At 68.2% G+C, this 12,433-nt stretch carries 24 protein-coding genes; 17 read left to right on the top strand and 7 right to left on the bottom strand.

The window, feature by feature from the left end:
• Positions 1–146: 146 nt before the first annotated feature.
• The 7 genes from J1M64_RS15600 to J1M64_RS15570 all read right to left on the bottom strand — a co-directional run bounded on the left by J1M64_RS15600 (position 147) and on the right by J1M64_RS15570 (position 5,086).
• Positions 147–1,337, bottom strand: a complete 1,191-nt coding sequence (locus J1M64_RS15600; RefSeq protein WP_206474744.1) for a site-specific integrase — start codon at positions 1,335–1,337, stop codon at positions 147–149.
• A complete protein-coding gene (locus J1M64_RS15595) occupies positions 1,337–2,137 on the bottom strand; it encodes a PH domain-containing protein (protein ID WP_206474782.1) in 801 nt (266 codons plus the stop codon). Before J1M64_RS15595 ends, J1M64_RS15600 begins: the two co-directional genes overlap by 1 nt.
• Before the next feature lie 9 nt (positions 2,138–2,146).
• On the bottom strand, positions 2,147–2,389 hold the full coding sequence (locus J1M64_RS15590; RefSeq protein ID WP_206474742.1) for a DUF3263 domain-containing protein: 243 nt from the start codon (positions 2,387–2,389) through the stop codon (positions 2,147–2,149).
• On the bottom strand, positions 2,386–2,811 hold the full coding sequence (locus J1M64_RS15585; protein WP_206474739.1) for an ImmA/IrrE family metallo-endopeptidase: 426 nt from the start codon (positions 2,809–2,811) through the stop codon (positions 2,386–2,388). Before J1M64_RS15585 ends, J1M64_RS15590 begins: the two co-directional genes overlap by 4 nt.
• A gap of 64 nt (positions 2,812–2,875) precedes the next feature.
• Entirely contained in the window at positions 2,876–3,433 is a 558-nt protein-coding gene (locus J1M64_RS15580) for a hypothetical protein (protein WP_206474737.1), read from the bottom strand.
• Positions 3,426–4,433, bottom strand: a complete 1,008-nt coding sequence (locus J1M64_RS15575; protein WP_206474734.1) for a hypothetical protein — start codon at positions 4,431–4,433, stop codon at positions 3,426–3,428. Before J1M64_RS15575 ends, J1M64_RS15580 begins: the two co-directional genes overlap by 8 nt.
• The gene (locus J1M64_RS15570) at positions 4,433–5,086 is read right to left on the bottom strand and encodes a helix-turn-helix transcriptional regulator (RefSeq protein WP_206474732.1); all 654 of its coding nucleotides are present in this window, start codon (positions 5,084–5,086) and stop codon (positions 4,433–4,435) included. The genes J1M64_RS15575 and J1M64_RS15570 overlap by 1 nt, the downstream gene beginning before the upstream one ends.
• Before the next feature lie 277 nt (positions 5,087–5,363).
• On the opposite strand from J1M64_RS15570, the gene J1M64_RS15565 reads away from it, so the two are divergent.
• The 17 genes from J1M64_RS15565 to J1M64_RS15485 all read left to right on the top strand — a co-directional run bounded on the left by J1M64_RS15565 (position 5,364) and on the right by J1M64_RS15485 (position 12,416).
• On the top strand, positions 5,364–5,621 hold the full coding sequence (locus J1M64_RS15565) for an XRE family transcriptional regulator (protein WP_182612112.1): 258 nt from the start codon (positions 5,364–5,366) through the stop codon (positions 5,619–5,621).
• Positions 5,622–5,883: 262 nt separating this feature from the next.
• Complete coding sequence (locus J1M64_RS15560) at positions 5,884–6,429, top strand: hypothetical protein (protein ID WP_206474730.1); 546 nt, start codon at positions 5,884–5,886, stop codon at positions 6,427–6,429.
• The gene (locus J1M64_RS15555) at positions 6,429–6,650 is read left to right on the top strand and encodes a hypothetical protein (RefSeq protein ID WP_206474728.1); all 222 of its coding nucleotides are present in this window, start codon (positions 6,429–6,431) and stop codon (positions 6,648–6,650) included. Before J1M64_RS15560 ends, J1M64_RS15555 begins: the two co-directional genes overlap by 1 nt.
• Positions 6,647–6,910 carry a hypothetical protein gene (locus tag J1M64_RS15550; RefSeq protein ID WP_206474726.1) on the top strand — a complete coding sequence of 88 codons (264 nt, stop codon included), beginning with the start codon at positions 6,647–6,649 and terminating at the stop codon, positions 6,908–6,910. Before J1M64_RS15555 ends, J1M64_RS15550 begins: the two co-directional genes overlap by 4 nt.
• Complete coding sequence (locus tag J1M64_RS15545) at positions 6,907–7,134, top strand: hypothetical protein (protein WP_206474725.1); 228 nt, start codon at positions 6,907–6,909, stop codon at positions 7,132–7,134. Before J1M64_RS15550 ends, J1M64_RS15545 begins: the two co-directional genes overlap by 4 nt.
• The gene (locus J1M64_RS15540; protein WP_241261582.1) at positions 7,134–7,493 is read left to right on the top strand and encodes a hypothetical protein; all 360 of its coding nucleotides are present in this window, start codon (positions 7,134–7,136) and stop codon (positions 7,491–7,493) included. The genes J1M64_RS15545 and J1M64_RS15540 overlap by 1 nt, the downstream gene beginning before the upstream one ends.
• The gene (locus tag J1M64_RS15535; RefSeq protein ID WP_206474722.1) at positions 7,490–7,738 is read left to right on the top strand and encodes a hypothetical protein; all 249 of its coding nucleotides are present in this window, start codon (positions 7,490–7,492) and stop codon (positions 7,736–7,738) included. The genes J1M64_RS15540 and J1M64_RS15535 overlap by 4 nt, the downstream gene beginning before the upstream one ends.
• Positions 7,735–7,911 (top strand): hypothetical protein, encoded by a 177-nt coding sequence (locus tag J1M64_RS15530; protein WP_206474720.1) that lies wholly within the window; start codon positions 7,735–7,737, stop codon positions 7,909–7,911. The genes J1M64_RS15535 and J1M64_RS15530 overlap by 4 nt, the downstream gene beginning before the upstream one ends.
• Positions 7,908–8,144 carry a hypothetical protein gene (locus tag J1M64_RS15525; RefSeq protein ID WP_069388720.1) on the top strand — a complete coding sequence of 79 codons (237 nt, stop codon included), beginning with the start codon at positions 7,908–7,910 and terminating at the stop codon, positions 8,142–8,144. Before J1M64_RS15530 ends, J1M64_RS15525 begins: the two co-directional genes overlap by 4 nt.
• Positions 8,144–8,449 (top strand): hypothetical protein, encoded by a 306-nt coding sequence (locus J1M64_RS15520; protein ID WP_206474718.1) that lies wholly within the window; start codon positions 8,144–8,146, stop codon positions 8,447–8,449. The genes J1M64_RS15525 and J1M64_RS15520 overlap by 1 nt, the downstream gene beginning before the upstream one ends.
• On the top strand, positions 8,446–8,703 hold the full coding sequence (locus tag J1M64_RS15515; RefSeq protein ID WP_206474716.1) for a hypothetical protein: 258 nt from the start codon (positions 8,446–8,448) through the stop codon (positions 8,701–8,703). The genes J1M64_RS15520 and J1M64_RS15515 overlap by 4 nt, the downstream gene beginning before the upstream one ends.
• Positions 8,700–10,181, top strand: a complete 1,482-nt coding sequence (locus J1M64_RS15510; RefSeq protein ID WP_206474714.1) for a ParB/RepB/Spo0J family partition protein — start codon at positions 8,700–8,702, stop codon at positions 10,179–10,181. The genes J1M64_RS15515 and J1M64_RS15510 overlap by 4 nt, the downstream gene beginning before the upstream one ends.
• The gene (locus tag J1M64_RS15505) at positions 10,174–10,344 is read left to right on the top strand and encodes a hypothetical protein (RefSeq protein WP_206474712.1); all 171 of its coding nucleotides are present in this window, start codon (positions 10,174–10,176) and stop codon (positions 10,342–10,344) included. The genes J1M64_RS15510 and J1M64_RS15505 overlap by 8 nt, the downstream gene beginning before the upstream one ends.
• The gene (locus J1M64_RS15500; RefSeq protein ID WP_206474710.1) at positions 10,341–10,901 is read left to right on the top strand and encodes a hypothetical protein; all 561 of its coding nucleotides are present in this window, start codon (positions 10,341–10,343) and stop codon (positions 10,899–10,901) included. Before J1M64_RS15505 ends, J1M64_RS15500 begins: the two co-directional genes overlap by 4 nt.
• Positions 10,898–11,674: a hypothetical protein gene (locus J1M64_RS15495; RefSeq protein ID WP_206474708.1), complete on the top strand. Its 777-nt coding sequence runs from the start codon at positions 10,898–10,900 to the stop codon at positions 11,672–11,674. The genes J1M64_RS15500 and J1M64_RS15495 overlap by 4 nt, the downstream gene beginning before the upstream one ends.
• Entirely contained in the window at positions 11,671–12,237 is a 567-nt protein-coding gene (locus J1M64_RS15490; RefSeq protein WP_206474706.1) for a 3'-5' exonuclease, read from the top strand. The genes J1M64_RS15495 and J1M64_RS15490 overlap by 4 nt, the downstream gene beginning before the upstream one ends.
• Positions 12,234–12,416 carry a hypothetical protein gene (locus J1M64_RS15485; protein WP_206474704.1) on the top strand — a complete coding sequence of 61 codons (183 nt, stop codon included), beginning with the start codon at positions 12,234–12,236 and terminating at the stop codon, positions 12,414–12,416. Before J1M64_RS15490 ends, J1M64_RS15485 begins: the two co-directional genes overlap by 4 nt.
• The last annotated feature ends 17 nt before the right edge of the window (positions 12,417–12,433 follow it).

The raw sequence follows: 12,433 nt of genomic DNA, 5'->3' as shown, positions 1-12,433 counted from the left end.
CGCACCAGCTCCCGCAGCCGGGTGAATCACGTGAATCCGAGGACCGATGGGAACGCCGGGATCTGCCAGTTCTTGCAGGTCAATCGTCGATCAGGGATGGGGCGAACGAGCCGGCCTGTAAGCCGGAGACAGAACCCGGCCGCAGGTCAGACGCTTTTCAGCGCCGCTGGTCCCGCATCGGTCCCGCGCGACAGCGCGGCGTCGACGATCGCCCTCGTCGTCTCTTCGCGATCTGGCCATAACCTGGAGTACCTGGCGATCGTCTCCTCCGCCGAGGTGTGCCCCATTCGCTCCATCACTTCCCGCACCGACGCCCCGCCTGCGATCAGGGTCGAGGCGTAAAAGTGGCGCAGCTCGTGCCAGCGCAGGGTGTCGCGCGCCCCGGCCTCACGGCGGGCGAGACGCCACAGGTCCCCGAACGCCGACCGCCGGTGTAGGCGGCCCATCCGGTTCCGGAAGATCGCCTCGTCCGGCTCGCACGGGTACCTCTCGAGGTGACGTGCGATCGCATCGATGACCACGTCCCCCACCGGCAGCCGCCGCAAGGCCTGCCGAGTCTTGGGCGGCCGGAACTCGGCGCCGCCGCGGGTCAGCGTGACGGCCTGCTCGAGGACGACGATCTCCTTGCGGAGGAAGTCCACGCTGCGTCGCCGCAGACCGAGCAGCTCGCCCTGGCGTAGGCCGGTGCCGGCGGCGACGATGATCGCTTCTCTAATCAGATCGGGGGCCGCGGCGTGCAGCGCCCACAGTTCGGCGCCGGTCGGCAGGACGTCGGGGTCGACGGCGGTGGTCTCGACGGCTCGCTTCGGTGGCTTGACCCCGGCCATCGGCGACCGCACCAGTACCCCCTCCTGGACTGCCTCCTTGAGTATCGAGGCCAGCACGTGCGCGCGGGTGGACGCGGTCGATGCGGCGAGCACGTCCGGGCGGGCGACCTTCTTCCCTTCGATCTCCTCGACGATGGGCTGGCGCCACGATCGGGTCTCGGTCAGGTCCCGCACCCAGGTGCGGCACCGCGACGTCGTGAGCGCCCGTACGGGGATCTGCCCGAGCGCCGGGGTGATGTCGGTGTCGATGATCGTGCGGTACTGCTCGAGAGTGGCCGGCGCGATTCCGGTCCGGCCGGAGTACCAGGTCTCGCACCAGGCGGCGAGGGTCATTGTCGCGACGTCCGGCGGCACCCACGTGCCGTCGCGGACTTCCTTCTCGCGGTCCCCTACCCACTTCTTGGCGGCCTTCTCCCGGTCGAAGGTTTTGGAGTGCTCGCGGCCGGTGGCGTCGCGGTAGCGGCCGACCCAGCGGATCTTGCCTGCGCGCTCGCGGCGTTGGACGGCCATTACATCCGGTCCAGCAGTTCGGCCTTCTTCGACGAATACTCGTCGTCGGTGAGAACTCCGGCCTGGTGCAGCTCGGCGAGTTGGCGGATCTGGTCCGCGACCGCCGGTGCCGCGGCGGCAACGGGCTGGGCGGGGGGCGCGTTCCGCATGTTCCGGACCTCGCGGAACGCTGCCACGAGGGCCTCGGCTTCGCCGTGGAAGATGTTCGTGATCTCCGCGTTCCGGCCCGAGATGGCGATGCTGATCGTCTCGCCCGTTGCTCGCTTCGACACGCCGAGCGACTGGATCGCGTCGAGACTGAACTCCTCGATCCGTTGGGCTTTGTACGCCTGGTCGAAGAACACGAGTCGTTCGGTGGTCAAGACGAGGGCGCCCATTGTCTTCTCGTAGGTGCCGATCGCGAGAGCCACGACGTGCTCGGTCGGAGTGAGGATGGTCGCGAGCTTCTTCACCTCGGCGTTGCCGAACCTCTTCGACGACTTCGGTAGCCGCGCCAGAGCGTCGGCGACACCCTGGTCGTCGACCATGCCGGGCGGCAGCTGAGCCACGAGCTCGTCGATGATCTGGTCGTGCTTGTCGCCGAGAGCGTCGACGGTCCACACCATCCGGTCCTCGATGACCTCGACCGTGAGGTTTGCGGCCCATCGGTTCTTCAGCAGGGAACGTGCAGACTTGGCTCGGATAGGGTTGGCCTGATCGAGGATCTCGAGGCCGGCCTCGGCGAGCGCTTCAAGCACGGCGTGGTGGGTCTGGGCCCCAGTGGAGCGGGTGAGGATGGTGCGGGTGCGGACGATGCCCATGGTGGTCTCCTAGTCGAGGTTGAGGGTGCCCACGGTGGGGCGTGCGGGACGGCGCTTCGCGCGGCGTCGCAAGCGGTTCACGAGTGTCGGGTAGGCGGCGAGGGCCTCCTCGCGGCCGATGAGCTGGTGGAGTCGCTGGTAGTACCGGGTCGGGGCGAGGCCGAGTTCGTCGCGGATCGCGGCGTCCTTGGACCCGGCCAGCCGCCACCAGCGGGACTCGAACCGCATGATGTCGTGCTCTTCGTCGGTCATGCGCTCCCCTCCCGTCGGGCGACGACCTGTTCAATGTAGGCACGTTCGTCGGGACGTAGGGCACGGATGCGGGCCACGAGGATGGCCCGGTCGACCCACAGGTCGTCGGCCATGTCGTCGTGGGCGTGGCCGTCGTGCCAGACGATCGCGTCGGCGAGGTCGTCCAGGTCGACGAGACGGCGGGCTGCGATCTCCTCGACGAGCAGTTCCTCGCGGGCGGTCAGGTGTGGTGGTGCCGGGCCGCGCTCGAGGTGCACCAGTTCGTGAGCCAGCGTGGAGCGTCGTTCGGCCTGAGTGAGTAGCGGATGCAGGATGATCGTGTGGCCATCGACCCTTCCCCTGGCGACGGCCGCGGACCACCGGAGGGTGATGTGTGGCAGGTCTCGGAGGACTCGCCACGGATGGTATCGGTGTTCACGCATGAACCGAATAGGACCACGCAGGTACGACATGCACCCCACCTGAGCTGGGATTACAGTCGTGTGATTACCGCCCGAACCCACTCAGGGCGCTGTCGACGTTGTTCGTCCTGGTGTAGGCGTAGAGCAGGTTCGGCAGAAGCATCAGGATAACCACGGCGACGTAAGCCAACGTGCCACTGACTACCCACGCCAGTGGGCCGCAGATCGTGGACGAGCCCGAAGTCCCTAGCCCTACCGCCAACAAGATCGACGCGGCGATGGCCCCAATCTCTGCCGCCATGACGTGGTTTACGCTCTCATCCAAGACGTCTCGCTGGTCTTGGTCTTGCGGTGTTGGCTCGTCCGCGGTGAAGCGTGAACGGAGCGAGGCTAGCTGGGCGAAGACGCCCAGCAGAACTGCCGAGAAAAGCGTTGATGCGGTGAGGAACACGGTCGCGTTTCGGAGTACGCCGTCGAAGATCCACATTGCCCCGCAGACTGCGATCGGCACCGCGAGTAGGACTACTCGAGCCACTATGTCTGGGTGAACCGCCCTCGTGCCGTCCGCCCCGCGATCGCCGAAGTAGGACAAAGACCGCCACTGAGCCCGGAAAATGGAACGTAGATCGAACCGATCAAACATCGTCAACTCCAGTCGGCCAGCCTGTGTGCTTGATAGTAGTCACCGCTGGCACCTTGTCGAGCTTACGTAGGCGTGATTTCACCTCCTGATGCAGTACATCCTCGTCCGGTCGTTCGGTGCCGATCCGGTAGGTGAAGACTTCGGGGAGCCGGCTGGGACTGATCGTCTGCGAGCCGAAGGTCGGCGAGTCCACATGCAGCCACGCGTCCTCGAAGTCGAGCGCGTCGACCCCTCCCCCGACAAGCTTGGCGAAGTCATCGGCGAGCTCATCTTCCGGCTTACCGGCGGTGATCGCCGTGGTCAGCTTGCTGAGCGCGGCTCGCTTCGAACTCGCGTCGAGTTTCGTCGTGAGCTTGAAGCCCTTCTCCGAAATTCGACGGGACCTACTTGCCTTTTCGCTGGACAGAACCAACTCGTCGACCCTCGCGCCCTTGAGAAACTCGTCGACCTGGTCCTTGTCGGCTATCGGAGTCACCTTCATGCGGTACCACGCATCATCGGTCCCGACCGTCGCCTGTTGCGACCAGTATCGAACCCACCGCATGAACGACTGGTAGGGGCAAGCCCCGCCGACGGACTCGAGCATAAGCACGCCCTCGTTGCCCGAATCGGGAAACAGCATCGCGAATCTGTATCTCCGCGCTGGCGCCATCCCCTCGATGTCGACTGGATCGCGGTCATCGTCCGCTTTAATCGGGTAGGCCCATTCGTGCCCTCCGTCCCGCCCGAATCTAAACGCGCCAGCCAGGTGACCGCCACCGCGGATGACCTTGCGAAGCTCGAATACTGGACTTTCGCCGTAGGACTTGTAAGGACTGCCGTCTGGCTTGGGCGGGTGCCCCGAATTGGAGGTGCCCTCACGCGCCGCAGCCGCCGAGTGCAAGTGGTCGACATACCTCCAGGGCGCCTTACCGTCCTCGTGCACCACGAGGTCCTGCTCTTTGCGCTTCTGTCCTTGATGAACGGTGAACCGAAAAAGTCGAAACCCGTATGTCGTCATCACGCACCTTCCCAGTCGTCGCCTGGCTCTTGGTTCTCTTCGCCGGCGTTCTTCCCGGGCCGGCGGCGGAGTTCGCCCTGGGACGGTCCGTCGATGTCGCGTGCTGCGTGCACTGCGGTCGGGTCGAACGGCAGCGGCTCCTCAGACTCCTGCTCCGCCTCTTCCTGCCGGCGGGCTTCCGCGGCGACTCGGTCGAGCATGTCGTCGACGTCCGGGGCGCGACGGTCATCGAGATAGGCGACTTCGGCGCCCTTCATGGGGGCTCCGCTAGTCCCAGCTTCTCCATCAGCCTGCGGATCGCCCTGCGAGTCCTGCGTGTCCTGGTCTTCATTGCCCTGCACTCTCCTGCGGATCTCCATGAGCAGCGCGTCGATGCTGACGGCGCTCAGGTCGGTGGTGAGGGCTTCGCCGTCGTCGGCGTAGCCCCGGAGTGCACGAGCTGCTGCGGTTCGCACGGTTTCGGTGGAGACGTGGAACGCCTTGGCGAGGCCGGCCATTGTCGATTCGTCCGGCATCTGGCCGAGGCGGGGCCGGTCGTCTCGGAGAATCCGGGAAACCAGTGCCCTGCTGAGGCCGGAGGCGCGGACGAGGTCGGCTTGGCGCCATCCTCTTGCGTCCATCTGCTCCTGTACGAAGCGCTTGTACTCATGCACGGCTAGACCGTCTCGCTTTCGTGGTGTGCCTGGCAATCGCCGCCCGCGAGGGGTGTCAACTGGTGCGCTGCAATTCCGCGCGTTTTCGTGTCAACCAGTTAACCGCATGTGTCTAACGATAATGACCTGCGACGTGCCGAACAACAAGGCTGTAACTGCTTGACGTATTGTCAAGCAGTGCGATACCTTTTGCTGCGTACCGCTTGACAACGAAGCGCACCGGGAGGAACCTATGACTGTCGCCACAAGGCGTCGAAGCCGATCACGAGGGGTTTGGATGAAGGTTCGAGATGCCGACCTGCTCGTCAGGTACATGGAGAACGCCGACTTCTCACAGGCGCGGCTCGCCCGCTACTGCGGATGCAGTCGGCAGTTCATCCACATGCTCGTCACGGGCGAGCGGTCGACTTGCACGAAGCAGATCGGCGAGCTGATCGAGGAGGCGCTAAGCGTCCTCCCGGGCACTCTTTTCGTGCCCAATTCGTCGCGCACTACGAAGCGAACCGTCGCGCACCGCGGTCCTCGCGCTGCATGAAAACGGCCCCGCACCGGGGGCATCCGGTCGGGGCCATGAACAGAAGAAAGGACTCTGCCGTGTCCAACGATAACAGTCGACCAACGGGGGCTCAGTACCTCACGGTCGCGCAGATCGCCGACCGGTGGGCGTGTGCCCGGACGGTCGTGTACCGCGAGATCGAGATGGGGCGCCTGCGGGCGCTACAGCTCGGGTCGCAAACGAAGCGCGTGTCACAGGCTGAGGTAGCCCGCTACGAACGCGATCGGACCGGGGTGGCGTCATGAGCACCCCCGACAACCTCGCGGCGGTCATGGAGACCGAGAAGTTCGCCGGCGGCCCGATGGTCCTGCCCGTGCCGTCCCAGATGACCAAAACCGGCAGGGTCGTCGTCGTCACCAAGTCGAACGGCAACTGGCACGCCGACTGCTCGCAGTGCGGCGCCGGATGCGGCGCAGCCGGGGCGCCTGCCGCGGACGACGATGTCGATACCGACGCCCTGGACGCCGAGCACCGGATGCTTGAGGACTTCACCGCAGAGCACCGCGACTGCCAGGTTCCCTCGTTCGGTGAGGACCTGCCGTCTCCGGCGGCGATGCCCGCCCACACCGAGCGCGGCAAGACCGCGTGGATCGTGCGCTGCTCCAACGGCTCCGACATCCGGGTCCTGGCCGAGCGGCACACCACCTACGCCCGACCCGAGGGCACCGAGCTCCGGTTCTACGACGGCGACGGCGACGACCAGCACCGCGTGGCCTGCGTCCGCGCCGGGTCGTGGCACTGGGTCGTGGCCGCCACCGCGCTCAACCCCGAGGGCGGTGAGCAGTGATGACCCCCGACATGCGTCCCGCCGCCGAGATCACCACCGGTGACCACGCCTACGCGCGCGCCTACGGCCGCTACCACGTGGTGCGCGGCATCGACCGATTCACCCACCTGCCCACCCGTGAACGGGCGGCGATGGTGTGGATCCAAGACCACAACCACCGCACGATCCTGGCGCCCGTCGCGCTGGACGACATCTGCATCTTCGCCGGGAGGACGTCATGACCACCGCCACCACGGCCACCAGCCTCGCTCCGTCCCACTCGATCCACTGGGACCTCACCGCCGACGTGCCGGACTGGGTGGTCCTCGGCCGGATCCGCGAACTGATCGTCGCCGGACTGCCCGTCCCCGACGACATCTACGGCCCCGACTCCATCGCCGACTACATCCCGGCCCTGGTCGCGGCGGGCCACAACCACAGCGAGATCGAACGCGCGACCGGCGTCAAGCCGTCCCGCCACCTTCCCCGGAGGATCCGATGAGCACCGACACCCGCCCCGACCGGCCGTTGCCGGCCCCGCTCCCGTACGCGACCGAGGCCGGGCGCGGCGAAATCCCCGCCCCGCGCCCAGCGCCGCCCGCCACACTCGAGGTCCCGGACGGCCCGCTGCTGCGCGAGGACGAGTTCTGCCTCCACGTCACCCTCGGCATCGTCGTCGCGTTCATCCTGCTGATGGTCGTCGTCGCGAAGACCGGAGGCCTGTGATGGTCGCCGTGTACATCGACGCCGCCGGCGACGTCCGGTCGGCAGGATCAGACCGCATCGTCGCCCCCGCCGGCACCACCCCGCGCGAGGCCCGGATGCGCGCCGCCCTGTGGGCCGCCGCCGCCGACGCGCTCCAGAACCCCGCGACGGCCGGAACGGAGCGGAGAGCCGCACGTGGCCCCCGCGCCGAGGGGATGCCGGCCGTCGCGGCCCCCACCCCGATCACCGCCGCGCCGTCGTACGCCCGCACCGTGCCCGAGGCGCGCGAGGTCCTCGCGGTAATCGACGTCAACCAGCTCCGTGTCGAGACCGAGCAGTCCCTCGCCCTGCTCGCCGAGCACCAGGAGGGAATCCGATGATCTACCTACGACGGTCCGGCAGCGGCTTCACCATCGGCAACGGCGATCTCGCCTACCTCGAAAGCATCGCCCGCGGCGCGCTGGACCGGGGCGAGACCGTCGAGCTGCACATCGACGGCCGCGACTGGCAGCCGGTCACCTCTTACCAGGAGGTCGACGAGACCCTGCACGAGCTGTACGAGGAGCTCGACGCGCGGCGTGACGCGGTCAACCTGTCCCAGCTCCCGATCGAGGACCTCCTGTGAGCGCTCAAAAGGACCCCGCCGCTTGGGTCAACGTATCCGGAGCTCGTGTCGCCGATCCATACGACCCGAACGGGCCCGGTGGGGGATTCACCTACCTGCCCCGCGAGGGCTACGCCGACTACCCCGACCGGTACGTGAGCACGCGACATCGCAAGCGGGAGGTGGCGTCGTGACCGAGGGAGAGGTCCGCACCGTCGCCACGCTCGTGGAGCTGCGTGATTGCCCGCCGCACACTGTGATCGCTGACGCCCGGGGCCAGATCGGCACCCTCGCGCAGCGCGCGTCGTCGCCACTCGCGGGTGGCGTGTACTGGGCCGGCCACGGAGGCCTGTGCGACACCTCGACGATCGAGTTCCCGGTGCAGGCATGGTGGCCCGCGCACCCCGAACTGGCCAAGGGCGCCTGATGGGGCGCCCAGCCTGGTGCCGCGAATGCGGCCACGAGATCGCGTGGGCCACGCTCATCCCCTCGGGGAAGGCCGTGCCGCTCGACGTGTCTCCGGATCCAGAGCTGGGCATCTATCACCGCCGTTTCATCACCGAACCGACCGGGCGCCGCACCTCGACCGTGGTGCAACTGTCCGGCCACGACCTGGACGAGGCCCGCGACCGGGCCCGCCGTTACCCCGCCGACCGCGCCAGCCGCTTGTGGGTGCCGCACTTCGCGACCTGCCCGGCCCGCCGACCACACCTGACGGAGACCACACGATGACCAACGTTCGTGACCACGGACCCGGTTGGCGATTGATCGCCAAGACCGCCGCCGGACACACCGTCCTTCTAGCCGCCGAGCTCGACGAGGCCGAGGCCGAGCGGCGGCTCATGGAGATCGCCGACCTGATCGACGGCAATGCCGTTTGTCGCACCTTCTGCACAGACCTCGCCGTCGTCGCACTCGGCTCGATCGAAGCCGTCGAGATCCAGCACTACCGACCCATGCACCCCCGAGTTGGAGCGACCCGATGACCACGACCACCACCCCGACCACGTCCGAGTTCGCGCTCGTCGACATCGACCTCGTCCACCCGCATCCGCGCAACGTGCGCCGAACGGTGACCGATGTCGACAAGCTCGCCGAGTCCATCAAGTCCGGCGGACTGCACCAGCCCCTCGTCGTCGCACCGCTGCCTATGCCGGAAGGGGCCGAGCACACCGACTACAGGCTCGTGATGGGTCACCGCCGCCTTGCCGCAGTGAAGTCCCTCCGCTGGTTCAAGGTGCCGTGCGTGATCCGCTACGACCTCGACACCGAAGCCGCGGTGCTCGAGGCGATGCTCGCCGAGAACATGGCACGCACCGACCTCACCGTCACCGAGGAAGGCGACGCCGTCCAAGCCCTCCTGGCACTGGACGTCAAGCCCGCGAAGATCGCCAAGGCCATCGGCCGCACCACCAAGCACGTCAAGGACCGCGCCCAGATCGCTTCCGCCCTGACCGAGAAGGCCCGCCAGGCCGTCGACGACGGGCAGATCACCATCACCGACGCGCTGCACCTGTCCAAGATCGACGGCGACACCGACCACGAGATCGCCGAGCGCGTCGAGCGGTCCATCGGGACCCCGAACTTCCGGTACACCCTCGAGCGGGCCCTGCAGGAGTCCGAGTTCAACCGCAAGCGCGCCGCAGCGATCGCCGAGCTCGAGGCGGCCGGCGCCACCATCACCGACGGCCCCGCCCCCGCCGGCCCGGACGAGGTCCGCGTGTTCCTCGCCCAACGCCCCGACGACGTGACCGACCCCCAAGTGTCGGTGTACGTCTCCGAATGGACCGGCTGGGGCCAGATGCGCGTGCAGTGGGTCGCGATCCGGCCCCGCGCCGAGGAGGACCCCACCGAGGGCGACACGTTCGTGGCAGCAGACGAACCCGCCGACGGCGACGACGGCGACAGCGACGACGGCGACAGCGACGACGCCGAGGAAGCACGGCAGGCCGCCGCCCGGGCCGCGCAGGATGCGGTCTGGCAAGAGCGGAACGAGAAGGCCCGCCAGGAGCGCCGCGACCGGGAGACCGCGCAGGCCACCCGCATCCGGTGGCTGCACGAGAAGTGGCGCGAAGGCATGCACGCCGAGCCGGGTGTGCGCGAGCGGCAGCTCCGCGACCTCGTCACCGTACGAGGTGACGGCTACACGATGGCCGTCAATCAAACGCGCCTCGCGCCCATCATCGCCGGGCCTGGCAAGAAGTTCGACGACGGCGCCCCGGACCTCGACACCACCGGCTGGTCCCTCGACAAGCTGATCTTCGCCGCCTGGTGGATCCACATCGGCCACGACCGCGACCACGACGCGCTCGCGATCCCCGAGTCGTGGGACGAGGGAACCGTGGCCTACCTCCAGGGCCTCGTCGACGACTACGACTACCCGCTCTCCACCGTCGAGGAAGCCCACATCGACGAGTACGAGGCCTTCATGGCCGACGCCGACCAGTCCGCAGAGGATGACTGATCCGCAGGCCCGTCTCGCCGACGCCTGGTGGGCCTCACTCCCGCCCGACCGGCAGGCCCAGATCTTCCGCTGGATCGCCGGCCGCGAAGCCGCCCTCGACCACCCGCCCATCCCCGGGCAGACCGACCTCCTCGCCGAACTCGACCACAGGACCAGACCATGAGCACCTACCTCGTCAAGGACCCCGCGGTGCGCGACCAGCTCGCCGAGATCCTCACCCCGCACCAGACCGACACCGCCCCCTCGCCGCGTGAGCGCCGCAAGGCCCGCGACGCCGAGCAGCGGATCAGCCACCTCGAGTCCGACCTGGGCCAGACCCAGGACCTCCTCGCCAAGTCGACCACCGCCCTCGCCGCCGAGCGCGAGAAGCACGACCACACCACCGCCCGCGTCGTCGAACTCGAGACCGAAGTCGCGCAGACGACCCGCGACCTCGAGAACACCCGCGAGACCCTCGCCGCCGAGAAGGATGCCCTCAACCAGTCCCAGCGCGACGTCCGCGAGCTGCGCCGCAAGCTCGACACCGTCGGCCACGCCACCGCCCACGCCGGCGACGACGCCCGCAACCGGGACCGTAAGGCGTTCGAGGCGCTCGCCGTCCGCATGGAGCAGCAGGCGATGTCCCAGAACAAGACCGTCGGAGACGTCCTCCGCCTCGCCGCGCGCGCCGTCCGCGACGAGATCACCGCGGTCTACTCCCCCGCCAAGAAGGCGTCATGACCGCCGCGGTCCCGATCACCACCGTGTGCGACCTGACGGTGCCGTGGGTGCCGTTCCGGCGCGCACTGTGCGCGGTCCTGCCCCACGCGGCCAAGGACAAGGAGGACTCGATCCCCGCTCTGATCCGGGTCCGCATCTACGCCCGCCCCGACCGCGTGTACGTAGCGGCGTCGGACCGGTTCACCGTCGCCCTCGCGCTCGTCGAGACACTCGTCCCGCCCACCGAGGAACACCACCTAGACCTGCACCCCGAGGAGGTCCGCAAAATCCTCGCGGTGTTCCCCGAACGCAAGGACGAACTCGACTACACCCTCCGCCTCGTCGCCTCCCCCGAACAACTCGAGATCCGCGACATCTCCGGCATGGTCGACGGCGAACGCCTCGCCGTGAACCTACTCCCGGCCGCCGACGACTTCCCCGACCTGCCGCGCGCACTCGCCCGCTACACCCACCGAGATCCCGTCGACTCCTCCCGCCCCGCGTGGCCGCTGGAGTTCCTGACCCGGTTCAAGGCCGCCCTCAAATGCTGGGACGAGTCCCGCGTCCGCCTGTCGATGATCGGCCTCTCACACGGCCTCGTGATCGTCGGCGAGCACTTCATCGGCGCCATCACCGGCGCCGACGCGGCCGAAGAGATCGACACCGACCGCGCCGCATGGGCCATCTGCCTAGCCGACGACCTGCCCCCACTCGACCGGATGGCCGGCGTCATCGACATCACCAACTGGACCACCGAGGCCGACCAGGCCGACACCGAAGGAGACACCCCGTGACCACCACTCCTGTCCCCGTGATCGTCGTGGACGTCGAGACCTCCGGACTGAACCCTGAACAGCACTCCGTCCTCGAGGTCGCCGCCGTGCCCCTCAACACCTCGGACGGCGACGGCATGACCTTCGCCCCGGCCCTGCCCGCCGATTGGTTAGGAGAGGCCAGTTTCGATGCCCTGTCCCTCAACAAGTACTTCGAGCGTCGCCTCTGGCAGGCCGAGCTCAGCGAAGCCGACACCGAGGGGTGCCTGTACGACCTCGCCGAGCTGCTCGACGGCGCGATCTTCGCCGGGTCGAACCCCGCGTTCGACGTCGCGTTCCTGCGGCCACTCTTCGAGCAGTACGGGGTCAGATTCCCGCAGATCCATCACCGACTGCTCGACCTGGCGCCGTACGCGGCCGGGGCCCTCGGGATCGGCACCGACCTGCCCGGCCTCGCCCGCGTCTGCGAACTCCTCCACATTCCCCACCCAGACGCACACACCGCGCTCGGCGACGCCCAGGTCACCGTCGAAGCCTTCCGGGAACTGTCCCGCCTCGGCCAGAGCGCCGGGATCTCAAGGTGAGCGCCGCCGAAGCGTGCCGCGAGGTAGCGGCCGCGATGAACAACGACGACCTCGCTGACGCGATCACCGCGCTCGGCCCCGATTCCCCGCTCCTGCCGGCGGTCCGCGACGAGATCCGCCGCCGCCTCGAAGCCGCCAACACCGCGGCCACCACCCCGGCACGAAAGGAGCCCGCCTGATGCTCTGGCTCGCCCGC

The organism is Dietzia sp. KRD202 (assembly GCF_017168155.1).
Taxonomy (GTDB): Bacteria; Actinomycetota; Actinomycetes; order Mycobacteriales; family Mycobacteriaceae; genus Dietzia; species Dietzia kunjamensis.
The sequence above is the reverse complement of the archived record's forward strand: the minus strand, read 5'-3'. Positions and strand labels throughout refer to the sequence as shown.